The following is a 16796-nucleotide window of genomic DNA, read 5'->3' as shown; positions in this document are numbered from 1 at the left end:
GGGGGAGGACCGGCCGGGACGCGCGTCCCCCGTGTCAGGGGTGGCGGCGGGGATGGGCGGGTGTCACCCGCCGTAGGCCGCGAGGGCCTTGGAGAAGGCGAACGGGTCCTGGAGGACCGAGCTGCACGTGGCGTCGGCAGCCGGCTTCTCGCCGCCCGCGCACTGCTTGTCGCGGGTCGCCGACCACATCGACAGCCAGCCGAGGCCCTTGGACCGGGCGAAGTTCACCAGCTGGGCGGCGTCCTCGACCTTGAAGATCTCGGTCGTGACGTCGTTGACGCCGATCATCGGGGTGACCGCGACCGTCTTCCAGGCGGCGCTGTCGCCGAGGCCGAGGACGCTCTTGATCTGGGCCTGGGTGGCGGTGGCCGCCTGCTCGGCGTAGGTGCCCATGTCGCCGCTGTAGGCCGGGCCGTAGTCCATCGCCATGATGTTGACCGCGGCGACCTCCACACCGTTGCGCCTGGCGTCGGCCAGCAGGTCCACGCCGGGCTGGGTCAGGCCCTCGGGCATCACGGGGAGGGTGAAGGAGACGTCCAGGCCGGGGTTCTGCTGCTGGAGCCTGGCTATCGCCTGGGCCCGGCGGGTGTTGGCCGCGGTGTCCGGCAGCGCGCCGCCCTCGACGTCGAAGTCCACCTTGGTCAGCTTGTAGGCGCTGACGACCTTGGTGTACGCGGCCGTGAGCGCGTCCACGGACGAGCAGGTCGTGGCCAGCTCGCGGCCCGCCGCCCCGCCGAAGGAGACGCGCACGTCGCCGCCCTCGGCCCGCAGGTCACCGATCTGCGCGGCCACCGCGTCGCCGCCGAGGTCCGTGACACCGCCCCACTTCGGGGTGCAGCCGCCGCCGTCGGTGACGAAGGCGAGGTTGTAGTTCTTCACGCCGGTCGCCGCGGCCATGGCCGCCATGTCGAAGGCCGGGTAGAGCGAGGTGTCGATGTACGGGGCGAAGCCCGCGCCGGACGCCGTGCCGGAGCCCTGCGTGGGCCCGGCCGTGGGGCTCGCGCTCCCGGTCGGGGAGGCGTCGGGCTTCGGCGTGCCCGTCGGGGTCGCGGTGGGGGCCGGCGCAGGGGTCCGGGTCGGGCGGCCGCTCGGCTCGGGGGTGGCGTCGGTGTCGGTGGAGCACGTGGCGCCGTCGATGACGCAACGCGCCGGTGCGCCCGCGCCGTTGACGACGAAGCCGACCGTGAGCGACTCGCCGGGGGCCAGGCCGTCGGTGTCCCACCGGGGCGGGGTGACGGTGACGCGGCTCCCGCTCACGCGCGACTCGGCGTTCCACAGGGAGCCGAGCGTGGTGCCGGACGGCAGGTCGAACTCCAGCTTCCAGTCCTTCTTGACCCGGTCGCTGTCGTTGGTGACGACGTACTGCCCGGTGTAGCCCGTCGACCAGTCACTGGTCCTGGTGTACGCCGCCCCGACCGAGGCCGCCTGGGCGGTACCGGTCAGCAGGACCGCGCCGCCGCCGGCCACGGCCGCCGCGACCAGAGCGCCGATCGCCTTGTTCCTGCCGCTGACCTTGCGCCGATGGGTGCTCATCACGTGCCTGCCTCAGGAGTTGCGGGGGTGGGGGTGCGGCAGCACGCTAGCGAGCGGGAATCGGGCAAAGTGCCTGATCCGGGCGGCGGTTCAGGACTTTAGGGTGGGCTTAAGGAAGGGATCGGGGACGGTTAAAGGTCGAGACCAGCCGGCCCGGTCCGCGGCGGCGCACCGTGCCGCGGTGCCCTCTGCGCACCGGCTCCCGTCCGTCGAGCTGTATCCAGATCCGCACCTCGGTCCCGCCCAGCACGGACGACCCGATCCGCACGTCGCCGCCCGTCGACTCCGCGAGCCTGCGCACGATGTCCAGCCCGAGCCCGGTCGATCCGGCGCTGCCCGAGCCGCGCCCGCGGGCCATCGCCGCCTCGGGGTCGGCGATGCCCGGCCCGGCGTCGGAGACCAGCACGATCACCGCGTCCTCGCCGTTGTGCACGTCCACCGCGAAGGCCGTGCGCTCCGGCGTGTGCCGGAAGACGTTGCCGAGCAGGGCGTCGAGCGCGGCAACGAGATCCGACCGCGCCACGGGTATGCGCACCGGCCGGTCCACGCCGGCCACCCGCACCTTGCGGCCCTCGTCCTCGGCCAGCGCCGACCAGAACGCCATCCGCTCGCGCACCACTTCGGCCGCGTCGCAGCCCGACCCCGGCCCGGCGGCGACGGTCTGCGGCTTGGCCTCGCGTGCCGTGCGGATGATGGTGTCGACCTCGCGCTCCAGCTGGGCGACCGCGGTACGGGTCTGCTCGGCGGCCGGTCCCTCCCCGAGCGAGGCCGCGTTCAGCCGCAGCACGGTCAGCGGGGTGCGCAGCCGGTGGGAGAGGTCGGCGGCCAGTTCCCGCTCGTTGGCGAGGAGTTGGACGACCTGGTCGGCCATGGAGTTGAACGCGACCGCCGCCAGGCGCAGTTCGCTGGGTCCTTCCTCGGGCACGCGCGCGCCCAGCTTTCCCTCGCCGAGTTCGCGCGCGCCCTCGACCAGGCGCCGGGCGGGCCGCACCATGCGCACCCCGAGCCGGTCGGCGACCGCCACCGACCCGACGATCAGCGCGATGCCGACCCCGGCGAGCACCGTCCACGCGGTGGCGAGACCGGTGGTGACCTCGACGTCGGGGACGAACACCTCGACGACGGCGATCTCGCCGGAGCTCAGCGCCACCGGCTGGAGCAGCGTGGAGCCGCCGGGGACCTCGGTGGTGGAGGCCCGGCCGAGCCGCCGTACGGTGCGGATGGCGTCCTCGGCGGCCCGCTGCCGGCCGAGTTCGACGGCGGCGGTGCCGCCGGAGGCCGGCAGGTGCACGGCCATGCCCGCGTCGGACCCGGCCGAGGCGACGACGCGCTCCAACTGCTCCCGGTCGGTGGTGATGGACAGCGCCGGGGCGACGGCCGCGGCTTCCCGTTCGGCGTTGGAGAAGGCGCGGTCGCGGGCCATCTCGCGGATGACGAGCCCCAGCGGGACGGCGAAGGCGACCACGACCATGGTGGTGACCGCGAGGCAGACCTTGACCAGTGCCCACCTCATCGCGGTGGTTCCAGCTTCACGCCGACTCCCCTGAGGGTGTGCAGATAGCGCGGGCTGGCCGCCGTCTCGCCCAGTTTGCGGCGCAGCCAGGACAGATGGACGTCGATGGTCTGGTCGTCGCCGTAGGACTGCTGCCACACCTCGGCCAGCAGCTCCTTGCGCGGGACGACGACTCCGGGGCGCCCGGCGAGGAAGGCGAGCAGGTCGAACTCACGGCGGGTCAGGTCCAGGGGGGTGCCGTCCAGCTCGGCCTGCCGGCGCAGCGGGTCGACGGTGAGGCCGCCGACGCGCAGGACGCTGGAGGGGGCGGCGTCCGCCCCGTTGGACCGGGCCCTGCGCAGCACCGCGGCCATCCGGGCCGAGAGGTGCTCGACCGAGAACGGTTTCGTCAGGTAGTCGTCCGCCCCGGCGTTGAGCAGCCGGACGATCTCCGCCTCGTCGTCCCGCGCGGTGGCGATGATCACGGGTACGTCCGTGATGCCGCGCAGCATCTTCAGGGCCTCGGAGCCGTCCAGATCGGGCAGACCGAGGTCCAGGACGACCACGTCGAAACGGAAATGGGCGACCTCGCGCAGCGCTTCGAGCGCCGTGCCGACGCTGCGCACCGTGTGGGCGGCGTCGGTCAGGTGCCTGATGAGCGCCGAGCGGACGAACTGGTCGTCCTCGACCACGAGCACACTTGCCATGCGCCGCACCGTACGCCATGGCACCGAGCCCGGTCCGGGCCTGTGGACAACTCACGCCCTGTGGACAACTCGTGGGCCGGGGACGACTGTCGACCGGGGACAACTCGTGGGCCGGGGACAACTGTCGACCGGGGACGACTCGTGGGCCGGGGAGGGCGGGGCGCCCGGGACCGGGGCCGGTCCGGTGGACGGGCGGGCGACACCTGCGGGGCGCGTGCGGCAGTATGACCCGCCATGCGCAGAGGACTCGTACACGTACTGGCCTGGTCGCTCGCCACGGGTGCGGCGGTCACGCTGTCGTGGTGGGGTGTCGACACGGTGATGGCCGCCACCGTGTACGACCGGCCGCGCGCCCTGCCCATCACGGCGGCGGACGCGGCGGCCCGGGGGTCGGAGCCGCTGGCGTCGTCGACGAGCCGGCCGGCCCCCGCGAAGAGGCCGCCGAGCAGGACGCCCGAGCCGAGCGCCGCGCCGCGCACGCCGGCCCCCGCGCCGTCGGCGCCGCGCCGCCCCGATGCCTCCCCCACCGCGTCCGGCCGGGTCAAGGGCTACGACACCAGGGGCGGCCGTGCCGTCTTCGAGATCGGCGAGACCTCCGCGTCCCTGGTGTCGGCCACCCCGGGTCCGGGCTGGTCGATGCAGGTGTGGAAGACGGAGACCTGGATCCGGGTGGAGTTCAGCTCCGGCGCGGACCGGGTGTCGGTCTTCTGCACCTGGCACGACGGGCCGCCGCGGGTGCAGATCGCGACGTACTGAGCCGGGCGGCCGTTCACCGGAAGGCGGAGGCGGGCGGCGCGGGTGAGGCGACGGCCGCCGCGTCCGTGACGGGCAGGGCGCCGCCGGCGAAGTCCCGCAGGGACCGGCCGTGTTCGACCCTGCCCGGGTGCGGGTCGGAGGCCGCGCGGCGGGTCAGTTCTGCGACGGGCAGCGGCTGGTCCGCGGCGACGAGGACGGCGTTGCCGAAGCGTCTGCCGCGCAGCACGGCGGGATCGGCGAGGAGGGCCGACTCCGCGAACCGGGCCCCCGCGGTGGCGATCTGGCCCCGCAGGTGGGCGAGGGGCGGGCCGTCTGCGAGGTTGGCGGCGTACCAGCCGCCGGGGCGCAGGGCCCGGCGGACCCCGTCGAGGAACTCCACACTGGTGAGATGGGCGGGCGTACGGGTCCCGCTGAAGACGTCGGCGACGATCAGGTCGGCCCAGCCGTCGGGCACCTTGGCGAGTCCTTCGCGGGCGTCGGCGGAGCGCACCCGCACGCGTGCCGTGCGCTCCAGGGGCAGTTCGCGGCGGACGAGCCGGACGAGGGCCTCGTCGCACTCGACGACCTGCTGGGTGGAGCGGGGGCGGGTGGCGGCTATGTAGCGGGCGAGGGTGAGGGCGCCGCCGCCGAGGTGCACGGCGTGGAGGGGGCGGCCGGGCGGGGCGGCCAGGTCGGCGACGTGCCCGAGGCGGCGCTGGTAGGCGAAGGAGAGGCGGGCCGGGTCGTCCAGGTCGACGTGGGACTGCGGGGCGCCGTCGATGAGGAGCGTCCAGGCGCGCGGCCGGTCCCGGTCGGGTACGAGTTCGGCGAGTCCGCCGTCGACGGGCTCGGCGACGGAGGCGCTGTCCGCCGCCGGGCGCCGGGATTTCCTGGACTTTCCCATGGGGCCATTATCCGGCGCCGGGGCGCAGGCCGGTGAGGGGCGGGTGCCCGCGCCTGACCGGCGGGGGCAGCCCGGTCAGCGGCAGTTGTCCGCCGCCTCGATCAGGCGCGCGGCCTCGCCGAGCGCGGCGCGCAGCACCGCGGGGTCGGTCGCCAGGTCCGCGTCGCCGGGCGGCAGGAGCCAGTCGGAGCCCTCCACCGGCGGCTCCGGGTTCGGCTCCAGGCTCAGCCCGCGCCCGTCGGTCTCGGTACAGGTGCTGCCCGGCACGTCCCACGCGGCAGCGGTGCCCGGCGGGACCACGAAGCCGAGGGTGTCGCACCCGTCGTCGTGCAGGACGGGCCCTACGCCGTCGCCGGGCGCGCGCCGCAGGATGTCGACGGCCTCCAGTCCCTGTCGGGCCGGCACCGTGACCACGTCGCAGCCCGCGCCCGGCGGCCCGCCGCACTCCGCGGCAGGGGTGCGCCCGGCCGTCGTCGACGGTGTGCGAGGAGCGGTGCTCCGGCTGGTCCCCATCCCGACCTCCACCACGGAAACCCTTGTGCAGTCCGAAGGGTTCAACGCGGGACGCCGTCAACGGCTACGGCGGAAGTCAGCCGCAAAGGATGGCAGTTCATGGCGGATCGCGCATGAGATATCCGTTTTGTAGCCAAACACCGCGTGGCGGCTTCGCTACAGCAGGTACGTTCTTGGCCGCCGGGGGCACGGGCGTCGGACGGGTGTTCCGGGGCAGGTCGTCCGCGTCCGGCATGGTTCGACGGTTCGCACGAGAGGACCCGGCCATGGCGTCGTCGGAACTGACCTCGTCCCAGTCCCCCAGGCCACCGCGGCCGAATCTCGCCTTCCGGCAGGTGCGCGGACCGCGCTCGCCGGCCGAGTTCGCCGCGGCGGTCCGACGGGCCGCGCACGAGATCGGCGAGCGGGTCAGCTGTGACGCGCGGTACATCGGCCGGGTAGAGGCCGGCGAGATCCGCTGCCCCAACTACGCGTACGAACGGGTGTTCCTGCACATGTTCCCCGGCCGCACCCTCACCGACCTCGGCTTCGCGCCCCGCTCGTCCGTACGCGGACGCCGGGCGCACGGTGAGGAGTACGCGCCCCCCGGGCCCACCACGAGCCCGGCGCGCACCTCGGGTGAGACGCAGGGTGCCCGCGAGCCGTATGCACCGGAGAACCCGCACCATCCGCATCACCGGCACGACCCGCACCACCTGTACCACTTGTACGGCACAGAGCAGAGTCACGAGAACCACGAGGAGAGCGACGTGCTGCGTCGCGCATTCATGACCGGCGGGGGCGCCACCGTGGCCGCCGCCTCACTGAGCCCCCTGGGGCTCGCCCACGACGCCCTGGCCGCGGAGCGCCCCGTCAGACGGGTCGGCGGACGTGAGGCGGGCGCGCTGGAGGAGGCCGTACGCCGGATCCGGCTGCTGGACGACCGGCACGGCGCCGACGGCCTCTACCGGCGCGCCGCGGCTCCGCTGCGCGCCGCCTACGCGCTGCTGGACGCCGGTACGAGCCGCCAGGCGACCGGGGACCGGCTCCACTCCGGCGCGGGTGAACTGGCCATCTCGGTGGGCTGGCTGGCCCACGACTCGGGCCGCTTCGACGACGCCCGCTCGCACTACGCGGAGGCGCTCGCGACGGCGCGCATGGCCGGGGACGCCGCCCTGGAGGCGCACGCCTTCTGCAACACCTCCTTCCTGGCCCGCGACGCCGGCCGGCCCCGGGAGGCGGTGCGGGCCGCGCAGGCCGCGCAGCGCGCCGCCCGGCCGCTGGGCTCCTCGCGCCTGATGTCGCTGCTGGCGCTGCGCGAGGCGGGCGGCTGGGCGGGGCTCGCCGACCGCACGGGCTGCGAGCAGGCCCTCGTACGCGCGCAGGGCCACTTCGACCGGGGCCACTCGGACGCCGACCCCGAGTGGATGACCTTCTACGGTGAAGCCGAGCTGGAGGTGCTGGAGGCGCAGTGCTGGTCGGCGCTGGGCAACTGGCGGCGGGCGGCCCGGCACGCCGGGCACGCGGTCCGGCTCCAGGACCCGCACTTCACACGCAACATCGCGCTGTGCACGGCGGAGCTGGCGGACGACCTGGCGCGCGGCGGGCGGCCCGACGAGGCGGCCGCCGCCGGGACGCGCGTGCTGGACCTGCTGGACCAGGTGCAGTCCTCGCGGGTGCAGACCATGCTGGCGGGGACGGCCCGGGTGCTGCTGCCGCACCGCCGGGCGAGCGGGGTGTCGGCGTTCCTCGAACGCCACGGGTCCCTGCCCCGGCCGGCCTGACCGGCGCCCCGGCACCGGGCCGACATCGCCCCGCGCGCGGGGCGGCTTCCGGTGCGTCACCCCGGGCGATCCCGCCGGCCGGCATCGCCCCGCGCGCGCGGGGCGGCTCCTCGCGGGCCCGCCCGGACCGTCCCGGCCGGGCGAACCGGGGGGTCAGGCGTCCAGGTGGCCCAGGTCGTTCCAGGACTCGATCGCCGGCTCGCCGTAGGCCCATCCCAGGACGGACAGGGACGTGGGATTCAGGCGTACGCGGGCCGCGAAGTCCAGGGGCAGGCCGAGCCAGCGCGCGCCGATGGACCGCAGGATGTGCCCGTGCGCGAAGACCAGCACGTCGCGGTCCGCCTCCCGCGCCCAGGCCACGACCTCGTCGGCGCGGGCCGTCACCCCGGCGAGGGTCTCGCCCCGCGGCACCCCGTCGCGCCAGATGAGCCAGCCGGGGCGGACGTCCTGGACGGCGGCCGGGGTCAGGCCCTCGTACGCGCCGTAGTCCCACTCCACGAGCGTGTCCCAGGCACGCGCGCGGTCCCCGAATCCGGCGAGTTCGCACGTCTCCCGCGCGCGGGCCAGCGGGCTGGTGCGGACCTCGGCCCCCTCCAGCCCGTCGAACGGCGCCCGGTGCAGCCGCTCCCCCAGCAGCTTCGCGCCCCGGCGGCCCTCCTCCAGGAGGGGCACGTCGGTCCTGCCGGTGTGCTTGCCGGACAGCGACCACGCGGTCTGTCCGTGCCGGACCAGCAGGATGCGCGGTGCCATGAAAACGCCTTTCGGGGAGACACGGGAGGGGTGACCAGCCCATCATCGCGCACCCCGGTCCGGCGCAACCCGCGGGGCGATCTCCGCGTCTTGAGGGCCGGGGCGCCCGAAAGGGGCGCAGACGTTCACCGTAAAGTGGTTCGACCGTCCACCGGGCGCCATGAAACGAAGGGGGAGGCGATCGGATGCCGCACGCCGAGACAGCTGGCGTGGAGGCGACGCCTCGATCCCGCCCGCGCTGGTGGACCGAGCTGCCGCTGATCCTGCTGGTCTACGCCTTCTACTCGGCGGGCCGCCTGCTCGCCCGCGGTGACGTCAGCACCGCCGTGAACCACGGCCTCGCCATCCTGGACTTCGAGAAGGCCCTGCGGCTGAACTTCGAGCAGCCGCTGAACCGGCTCTTCACCCGCGAGCCCTGGATCGGCATACCCGCCGACTTCTGGTACGCCTCGCTGCACTACGTGATCACCCCCCTCGTCCTGGTGTGGCTGTTCCGCTCGCACACCGTGCGCTACCGCGCGGCCCGCACCTGGCTGATGACGTCGACCTTCATCGGCCTCATCGGCTTCACCCTGCTGCCCACCTGCCCGCCCCGGCTGCTCTCCCCGGAGTACGGCTTCGTGGACACGATGGCCCAGTACAGCTCCTACGGCTGGTGGGGCGGCGAGGCCAGCGCGCCCCGCGGCCTGGGCGGCATGACGAACCAGTACGCGGCGATGCCGAGCCTGCACGTGGGCTGGGCCGTGTGGTGCGGTGTGATCCTGTGGCGCTACGGCGGGACGCGCCTCACCCGGATCGCCGCCGTGGCCTACCCGCTGATCACCACCATCGTGGTCATGGGCACCGCCAACCACTACTTCCTCGACGCGGTCGCGGGCGCCGCGGTGATGGGCCTCGGACTGCTGGTGACCCCGCTCGTGCTGCGGATCGCCGACGGGGTCCGGGCCCGGTTCACCAAGGGGATCGTGCCCGCCGCGGTGGCCGGCGGCGAACAGGCCGCGCCCGCCGCCGCGGTCTCCGTCACCGCCGTCCCCGCCGACACCTCCACCCCGGTTGTCAGTGGCGGATGTCAGACTTCCGCGGGTGAGCGAATTCCACGGCAGCGCGATTCCCGGTTCGAATCCGGAGCGGAGCCCAGTGCCTCCCCCCAGGACGCGGGGGACGGCGCTCCGGCACCGGCTCGCTGAGCTGCGCGGTCCCGAGGTCCCGGCCAAGGCGCTGGACGCGCGCGCCCTGGCCGCCCTGGCCGCCAACCCGGGCTGCAGACGCCGCGCCCTGCTGGACGGCGCCGGGGTGAACAAGGCGGCGCTGGCGAGCGCCCTCGGCTCGCCGTCGGCCTTCGGCCAGTCCCAGTTCGCCCTCACCCGGGGCAACGCCTTCGAGGCCAAGGTCAAGGCGGACGGCGGCGCCGAACTGCTGCGCCTGGTCCACGAGAAGCTGGACCGCGGCGCCGAACCGCCCGCTCACGCGCGCGTCCCCGACCTGAGCGCCTCCGGCCCCGAGGGCCGCACCGCCCGTACGGCGCTCGCGCTGCGCGAGGCCGGCGAGGCGCGCGGCGAGTGGACCCTGCTCGACCACCCGATGCTCGCGCTGGACGTCGCCGGCTCGCCTGCCTTCCTGGAACCGGACGCGGTGGTCGTGCACCCGGACGGCGACTGGACGGTCGTGGAGATCAAGTCCTTCCCGATGCTGGACGGCTCGGCGGACCCCGCGAAGGTCGGCGCGGCCGCCCGGCAGGCGGCGGTGTACGTGCTGGCCCTGGAGGCCGTCGCCGCGCGGCTGGGCGCGGAACACCCGCCGGGGCGGGGGCGGGCGCCCGAGGTGCGCCACCGCGTCCTCCTCGTCTGCCCGAAGGACTTCTCCAACCTCCCCACCGCCTCGGCCGTCGACGTGCGCAAGCAGCGTGCGGTGACCGCCCGCCAGCTGGCCCGGCTGACCCGGATCGAGGACATCGCCGACGCCCTTCCCGAGGGCACCTGCTTCTCCCCCGAGCTGCCGCCCGCCGACCTCACGGCCGCGGTCGAGTCGGTCCCGGCGGCGTACGCGCCGGAGTGTCTGTCCGCCTGTGAGCTGGCCTTCCACTGCCGGGCCCGCTCACGCGCGGCGGACGCGGTGACCTCGCTGGGCCGCGCGGTGCGGGCCGAGCTGGGCGCGCTGGCCACCGTCGAGGACGTCCTGTCGGCGGCCCGCGGCGAGTCCGGCGACCCGGACGACCCGGCGGTCGTGGCCCTGCGCAGGGCGGCCCTGCTGCGCGCCGAGGCCCTGGGCCGGGAGGCGGTGGCCGCCCCGTGTCGCTGATCTCCACCCTGGCCCGGCTGGAGGCGGTCGGCACCGGCCGCGCACAGCCCGCCGCGACCGTCCGCCACCGGCATCTGTCCGGGCGGCCCCTGGTGTTCGTGCCGCTGACGACGGCGGGTGAGGCCGGCGCCCCGCTCGGCGCGCTGGTGGGCACCGACCGGGACGCCCCGCGGCTGCTGTGCGTGTCCCAGCCGCGCGACCGCGACCTGAGGTTCGCGTTCCTGTCCGAACTCGCGGACGTCGTCCTGCCGTACATCGACGGCTACGCCGAGGCCGTGGAGGCCGCCGAGCGCACCGAGACCGACCCGGAGACCGGCAAGCGGATCAAGGTCGAGGTCGAACTGTGCGCGGACGCGCCGCAGTTGATCGTGCCGAGCCGCGCGGGCGTGACGTACGTCCGCCTCCTCGGCCGCTCCATGCGCTTTCGGCGCACGGCGGAGCAGGATCCGGAGGCCCCCTACCCGGCTCCCCCGCGCGTGCCGCTCCTCGGCCGCTGGCTGACCCACTTCGGCGAGCGGGCCCGCGTGCCCGGCTCCGCCCTGCTCACCGCCATGACGGACGTGCTGGCGCGGCACTGGGCGACCGGCCAGTCCACGCTGGAGGACCAGCACCTGGGCGCGCTCCTGGCCTGGATCGACCCGCCCGCGGACGAGAGCGGCGCCGCGGCGGCGCTGCGCGCGGAGCTGGCCCGGGACGCGGAGGGCCAGCTGCTGTGCCCGCCCGCGGGGCCCGCCACCGACCCGGCGTTCGACAACAAGCTGCTGGCGCCGGCCCTGGAGCGCCACGACCGTGCCCGCACCGCGCTGGCCGCCGCCGAGGACGGTCTGGAGGCCGACGACCGGCTCGGTGACGTCACCGCGGCCGAGCGCGCCGTCCGCGCCCTCGTCGCGAGCCGGACCCGGCCCACCTGGGACGCGGTGTGGCGGGGCATCGACCTGCTGCGGGAGCTGCCCGAGGCCGCCCGCGTCGAGGAGCGCTGGACCCGGGACCGCTGGTCGTTCACCGGGCACCGGGACCGGGTGCTGGCCGGTGAGCCGCCGCAGCCGCGCCGCGACGACGCGGTCACCGCGGCGAACAAGCTCGCCGCGCGCGAGCGCGAGCAGGCCCGTCTGGACGCCCAGGAAGCGCTGGACGATCCGCTGGTGATGGCGGGGCGGCGGCTGGCGGGAGAGGCGTTCGCGGGCGAGGTCGTCGAGGTGGAGATGGCGTACAGCGAGGGCAGGCGGCCGAGCCCGCGGCCGCTGGTCACCGTCCGCACCTGCGACCGGCCGCATCTGGGCGAGCGGGTCAAGGTGTTCCGCTCGCTCGGCGGACGCCCCCAGTCGGCGGAGTTCGTCGGCCACGAGGGTCCGCCCGACGCGGACGGGGGCGTGCTGCTCGTCCTGCGGGTGCTGGACAAGATGGGCCGCGGCAAGGAACCGGAGGAGGGCTCGGTGCCGCAGAAGGGCGACACGGTCTGCTACACCCTGTTCGAACACGACCAGCGCGGCGGCGCCAAGCTCCCCGACCCGGAGCAGACGCCGTGGACGCACGGCGGGCCGCCCGGGGAGCCGGTGCCCGAGCCCGCCGACCGCCCGACCGGGGAGGACGTCCTGTGACCACCGTGTTCGACCCCGGGGCCGCGGCCGCCGGGGCCACCGCGGCGATCCTGCGGGACACGCTGCACGGCACCGCGCGCGGCGTCGTCGTCGACTCCCCTCCGGGTGCCGGCAAGTCCACGCTCGTCGTGCGCGCGGCTCTGGAGCTCGCCGAGGCGGGCCGCCCGCTGATGGTCGTCGCCCAGACCAACGCGCAGGTCGACGACCTGGTGCTGCGGCTGGCCGAGAAGGAGCCCGGCCTGCCGGTGGGCCGGCTGCACAGCAGTGACGCCGACGCGTACGACCGGGCGCTGGACGATCTGCCGGCCGTCCGCACGTCGGCGAAGGCGGGCGACCTGGCCGGTCTTCCGGTGGTGGTGTCCACGGCCGCCAAGTGGGCGCACGTGAAGGCGGACGAGCCGTGGCGGCACGCGATCGTCGACGAGGCGTACCAGATGCGCTCGGACGCGCTGCTGGCGGTGGCCGGGCTGTTCGAACGGGCGCTGTTCGTGGGCGACCCCGGTCAGCTGGACCCGTTCGCGATCGTCGGCAGCGAGCAGTGGGCGGGCCTGTCGTACGACCCGTCGGCCTCCGCCGTCTCCACCCTGCTGGCCCACAACCCCGATCTGCCCCAGCACCGGCTGCCCGTCTCCTGGCGGCTGCCGGCGTCCGCCGCGCCGCTGGTGTCCGACGCGTTCTACCCGTACACGCCCTTCCGCAGCGGCACGGGCCACGGCGACCGGCGGCTCACCTTCGCGGCGGCCTCGGACGGCTCGGCGCCCGACCGGGTGATCGACGAGGCCGCCGAGGCGGGCTGGGGCCTGCTGGAGCTGCCCGCCCGCCGCACCCCGCGCACGGACCCGGAGGCGGTCGGGGCGGTGGCGGCGGTCGTACGGCGGCTGCTGGACCGGGGCGGCGCGGCCGTCTCGGAGCGCTCCCCCGGACCCACGCCCCTGACGGCGGACCGGATCGCCGTCGGCACGGCCCACCGGGACCAGGCGGCGGCGGTCCGCACCGCGCTGGCCGAGCTGGGCGCGGCCGAGGTCACCGTCGACACCGCGAACCGCCTCCAGGGCCGCGAGTACGACGTGACGGTGGTCCTGCACCCGCTGTCCGGCCGCCCGGACGCCACGGCGTTCCACCTGGAGACGGGCCGGCTGTGTGTGCTGGCCTCCCGCCACCGGCACGCGTGCATCGTGGTGTGCCGGGCGGGCGTCACCGAACTCCTGGACGACTATCCGTCGACGGAGCCGGTGCAGCTGGGCACGGAGGTGAAGTTCCCCGACGGCTGGGAGGCGAACCACGCGGTACTGGCCCGCCTGGCCGAGCACCGGGTGGCGTGGCGGTCCTGAGCCGCGACGACGCGCAGACAGCCGGTCCGGCGAGGCCGGCGCACCCGCGGCGAGGGCACGTGCGACCGCTGCCCTCACGGCTTCCTGTGACAGCCGTCCGCACATGAGCGTCTGCGGACCGTCTCGGCCGGGCACCCGGGCGCGTCGCCGTCCCGCTCGGCGCCGGGCGCGGCCTCGGGCCGACGCCCCCTTGCGCGGGCGCGGGACAATGGACGACGGACCGGGTCCACCGAGCGTGGCGGGACCGGTGACGTACGAGGAGGACACGATATGGCGGAGCTCACGCCGCGCGGGAACGAACAGCGGCTGCGGCCTGCGCCCCTGCTCTTCGAGCCCGCGCAGGCGGCCTCGGACCCGGAGCACTTCTTCGACCTGGAGTCGATCGACGACCCCCGGGCGCTGCTCGCGCGGGCGACCGAGCTGACGCAGGCGTTCCGGGCGGCGGCCGACCGCGCGGTGGAGTTCCAGGCCATGGCGGCGGCCCAGCTGGCGGACCCGCGCCGGTTCGACCGGCTGACGGCCGCGGACATCGCGGAGCGGGCCGACTGGACCGAGGACTACGCGAAGAAGATGGTGGAGTTCGGCAGGGACCTGATGCGCGGGGTCGAGGGCGCGGGGCACGTCGACCCGGTCTGACCGGTACTCCCCGCACCTTCAGCGCATATGCCAGGCGGGCAAGATACCCGCCGCACCCCTCGACTGTCCCGCTTTTCGGCAACTCAGGGAAACGGATCCCTCACAGCCGGTAGATGTATGCGCCATGAGCAGTGCACGGGACGACCTCATCTCCGACGACCGCCTCGATGCCGCCGCGGCCGGTGCCGTCCGCGGGGCCCGCGCGGACGGCGTCGCCTGGCTGGCCTCCGCAGGAACGTATCCGCGCAGCACGCTCACCCAGTGGGCGGAGCGCCCCGAGGCACCCGTGGTCCTGCCCTGCGGCTCGGTCTTCGACGTCGTCAGCGCGCCCGCGATCTTCGGGCGCCGGATGCTCGACCGGCTGTGGGACGAGGGCCCCGGCTCGGGTCCGGTGGCCGCCTTCCGCGGACGCCTGCTGATGTTCGCCGCCCCGGGCACGGCCCAGCGGCTGCCCTCCCTGCTGCGCTGGGAGGAACTCGGCCGCGCGGACGGCATCCCGCCGCTGCTGTGCCACGGCACCGGGGACGCGGTCACCGTCCCCTCGGCGATCGGCGCGGGGGCGGGCGCCGCCACCTCCTCCGGCTCCCGCTGGCTGGTCGCCCCGGACGCCCGTAATCCCTGGCTGCCGGGGCCCGAGGTGCTTCTGTGGGCGGCCGTGCGGGCGGCACGGGCGGCCGTGCGGATATCGATTTTTCCCCACGCGGACCAGGGTGCTAAGGTCTACGACGTCAGCAGGCGCCGCTAGCTCAGTTGGTTAGAGCAGCTGACTCTTAATCAGCGGGTCCGGGGTTCGAGTCCCTGGCGGCGCACGACAGTGAAGGCCCCTCGGGAAACCGGGGGGCCTTTCGCTTGTGCGGACGCCGGTGCACCGCGGCGGACACCGTACGCCTCACCGCGACGCCAGGGCACCGCGACGCCAGGGCACCGCGGCTCCGTGCGCCTAGCGCGACGTCGTGATCTTCACCGTCCACGCGCCCGAGGCCGTCCGCCCCTCGACCTCCACCCGGACGCCCTCCCCGGGCACGGTGAAGCTCTCGCCGAGCCCGACCGGCGCGTCCGCGAGCGGCGGGTACACGGACTCCTCCCCGCACGCCTGACTGCGCGGATGGGCGTCGATCACCTCGACGGGGCCGCCGCCGGACTCGGTCCGGCTGCGCACCCGGTACACCAGCAGTCCCTGGCTGCACGTCTGCACGTCGTTGCCCACCGGGCCGCGCACCTCGAAGACGAGGGCGCTCTCGCGGCCGGTGCGCACGACGGCGAGCTTCGCCCCGCTGCCCAGTCCGAACCCGGGTACGGCGCTGCGCTCGCCGAACGCGCCGGGCGCCCCGGCCAGTCCGGCCGGCACCGGGGTGCCCGGTCCGGCCGACAGCGGCTCCAGGGTGAGCCGCGCCGCCTTCACCCCGCTCGGCGGCACGCACACCACCTGCCGGGGGTCCAGCCAGCCGAGCTTCCACTTGTGCCAGCCGAACAGGTCGGGCGCCATCGCGAACTGGCTGCCCATCAGGTCCCAGTCGCCGACGTAGGTGTCCCAGTCGCCCTTGCCGTCCGTCGGGCGGTGGTACAGGTCCGGCAGGTCGAAGACATGGCCGGTCTCGTGCGCCAGGACCAGCCGGTCGGGCGGAGACTTCTCGAACACGGTGACGACCCGGCGGATGTCCGTGCCGTCGGCCCGCAGCGGGGAGTCCAGGTTCACGACCTTCGTGGCGTCCGAGTCGACGCCGGGCGCGTCCGGGTCGGCGACGAAGTACACGACGTCGTAGCGGGAGAAGTCCACCGTGCGGTCGGCGGCGGCGAGCGCGTCGCGCAGATAGGCGGCCCGGTCCGCGGGCCGCCAGTCGCGCCGTATGGCGTACGCCGTGGACGGCCGGGGCATCCGGATCCAGTTGCGCTGCGGGTGGGGGCGCAGGGTGAACCTGCCGTAGGAGGCGCGTTCGAAGAACCGGGAGGTGGCCGGGAAGTGGTCGGCCGTCAGCCGCGCCGTCGTGGTCCGGGGCACCGCGTCCGGGAAGGACAGGTACACCATGACGGCGTCCATGGCCCGGGACGGCCGGGGGTAGGAGGCGTTCCAGGTGTCCAGGCCCTCGGAGTGGTGGGCGCTGGTGCGTTCCAGGGCGCAGGGGGCCGCGTCGAACGGCTCGGCGACCGAGGGGCCCGCGATCATGGAGGTCGCGGCGAGCGCGGACATGGTCGTGAACACCGCGGCGGTGCTGCGCATCCGGCGGTCCCGCAGCAGGCCCGTCCCACGGAACAGGGGGAACTGACGCGGCACGTGGACCTCCGGGAGCGGTTCGCGGGACACCGCACCCAGCCTGTGTGGGATTGTCGTACTACGTCCTGTTGAGCTGCACCGGACGGGTGAGAGGGTCGACTGTGCGGAGGCATCGACACCCCCGAATCGCTCACGGAACGTCACAACTGGTCGGGGGGACCAATAAGCCGTCCAGGTGCGGGCAGAAACGATCTGTCGGAACCGCACCGGGGGCGGGAAGACTCGGCAGTAGGTGGAAGGGCCTGGGGCCAGCCTCTATGATCG

Annotated in this window: 15 protein-coding genes and 1 tRNA gene; 9 read left to right on the top strand and 7 right to left on the bottom strand. The window is 75.0% G+C overall.

Annotated elements, in window-relative coordinates:
• Positions 1–63 precede the first annotated feature (63 nt).
• The 3 genes from SZN_RS20495 to SZN_RS20485 all read right to left on the bottom strand — a co-directional run bounded on the left by SZN_RS20495 (position 64) and on the right by SZN_RS20485 (position 3732).
• Positions 64–1533: a glycoside hydrolase family 18 protein gene (locus SZN_RS20495; RefSeq protein ID WP_007498091.1), complete on the bottom strand. Its 1470-nt coding sequence runs from the start codon at positions 1531–1533 to the stop codon at positions 64–66.
• Between the two features lie 109 nt (positions 1534–1642).
• On the bottom strand, positions 1643–3046 hold the full coding sequence (locus SZN_RS20490) for a HAMP domain-containing sensor histidine kinase (RefSeq protein ID WP_007498088.1): 1404 nt from the start codon (positions 3044–3046) through the stop codon (positions 1643–1645).
• Entirely contained in the window at positions 3043–3732 is a 690-nt protein-coding gene (locus SZN_RS20485) for a response regulator transcription factor (RefSeq protein WP_043732014.1), read from the bottom strand. Before SZN_RS20485 ends, SZN_RS20490 begins: the two co-directional genes overlap by 4 nt.
• Positions 3733–3966: 234 nt before the next feature.
• On the opposite strand from SZN_RS20485, the gene SZN_RS20480 reads away from it, so the two are divergent.
• The gene (locus SZN_RS20480) at positions 3967–4488 is read left to right on the top strand and encodes a hypothetical protein (RefSeq protein ID WP_007498084.1); all 522 of its coding nucleotides are present in this window, start codon (positions 3967–3969) and stop codon (positions 4486–4488) included.
• A 13-nt stretch (positions 4489–4501) separates the two neighbouring features.
• Here the strand turns inward: SZN_RS20480 and SZN_RS20475 are convergent, their stop codons facing one another.
• On the bottom strand, positions 4502–5371 hold the full coding sequence (locus SZN_RS20475) for a spermidine synthase (protein WP_007498083.1): 870 nt from the start codon (positions 5369–5371) through the stop codon (positions 4502–4504).
• A 75-nt stretch (positions 5372–5446) separates the two neighbouring features.
• Positions 5447–5884 carry a hypothetical protein gene (locus SZN_RS20470; RefSeq protein WP_244313397.1) on the bottom strand — a complete coding sequence of 146 codons (438 nt, stop codon included), beginning with the start codon at positions 5882–5884 and terminating at the stop codon, positions 5447–5449.
• A gap of 266 nt (positions 5885–6150) precedes the next feature.
• Here SZN_RS20470 and SZN_RS20465 point away from each other — a divergent pair, with 266 nt between their 5' ends.
• Positions 6151–7647 carry an NsdA family TPR-like regulatory protein gene (locus SZN_RS20465; protein WP_007498079.1) on the top strand — a complete coding sequence of 499 codons (1497 nt, stop codon included), beginning with the start codon at positions 6151–6153 and terminating at the stop codon, positions 7645–7647.
• Between the two features lie 153 nt (positions 7648–7800).
• Here SZN_RS20465 and SZN_RS20460 read toward each other — a convergent pair whose 3' ends face one another.
• The gene (locus tag SZN_RS20460; RefSeq protein WP_007498077.1) at positions 7801–8397 is read right to left on the bottom strand and encodes a histidine phosphatase family protein; all 597 of its coding nucleotides are present in this window, start codon (positions 8395–8397) and stop codon (positions 7801–7803) included.
• A gap of 185 nt (positions 8398–8582) precedes the next feature.
• On the opposite strand from SZN_RS20460, the gene SZN_RS20455 reads away from it, so the two are divergent.
• From SZN_RS20455 to SZN_RS20430, 7 genes are all read left to right on the top strand, one after another.
• On the top strand, positions 8583–9584 hold the full coding sequence (locus SZN_RS20455) for a phosphatase PAP2 family protein (RefSeq protein ID WP_007498075.1): 1002 nt from the start codon (positions 8583–8585) through the stop codon (positions 9582–9584).
• Positions 9535–10695 (top strand): hypothetical protein, encoded by a 1161-nt coding sequence (locus SZN_RS20450; RefSeq protein ID WP_007498073.1) that lies wholly within the window; start codon positions 9535–9537, stop codon positions 10693–10695. The genes SZN_RS20455 and SZN_RS20450 overlap by 50 nt, the downstream gene beginning before the upstream one ends.
• A complete protein-coding gene (locus SZN_RS20445) occupies positions 10686–12293 on the top strand; it encodes a hypothetical protein (RefSeq protein ID WP_007498071.1) in 1608 nt (535 codons plus the stop codon). Before SZN_RS20450 ends, SZN_RS20445 begins: the two co-directional genes overlap by 10 nt.
• Complete coding sequence (locus tag SZN_RS20440) at positions 12290–13624, top strand: AAA domain-containing protein (RefSeq protein WP_007498069.1); 1335 nt, start codon at positions 12290–12292, stop codon at positions 13622–13624. The genes SZN_RS20445 and SZN_RS20440 overlap by 4 nt, the downstream gene beginning before the upstream one ends.
• 270 nt (positions 13625–13894) lie before the next feature.
• Positions 13895–14260 (top strand): hypothetical protein, encoded by a 366-nt coding sequence (locus SZN_RS20435; protein WP_007498067.1) that lies wholly within the window; start codon positions 13895–13897, stop codon positions 14258–14260.
• A gap of 124 nt (positions 14261–14384) precedes the next feature.
• Entirely contained in the window at positions 14385–15005 is a 621-nt protein-coding gene (locus tag SZN_RS37935; protein ID WP_007498066.1) for a bifunctional DNA primase/polymerase, read from the top strand.
• Positions 14996–15069 (top strand) — tRNA-Lys (locus SZN_RS20430). Before SZN_RS37935 ends, SZN_RS20430 begins: the two co-directional genes overlap by 10 nt.
• Positions 15070–15200: 131 nt before the next feature.
• On the opposite strand, the gene SZN_RS20425 is transcribed toward SZN_RS20430, so the two are convergent.
• A complete protein-coding gene (locus SZN_RS20425; RefSeq protein ID WP_007498064.1) occupies positions 15201–16562 on the bottom strand; it encodes a M6 family metalloprotease domain-containing protein in 1362 nt (453 codons plus the stop codon).
• Positions 16563–16796 lie beyond the last annotated feature (234 nt).

This window comes from Streptomyces zinciresistens K42 (genome assembly GCF_000225525.1).
Lineage (GTDB): Bacteria > Actinomycetota > Actinomycetes > Streptomycetales > Streptomycetaceae > Streptomyces > Streptomyces zinciresistens.
The sequence above is the reverse complement of the archived record's forward strand: the minus strand, read 5'-3'. Positions and strand labels throughout refer to the sequence as shown.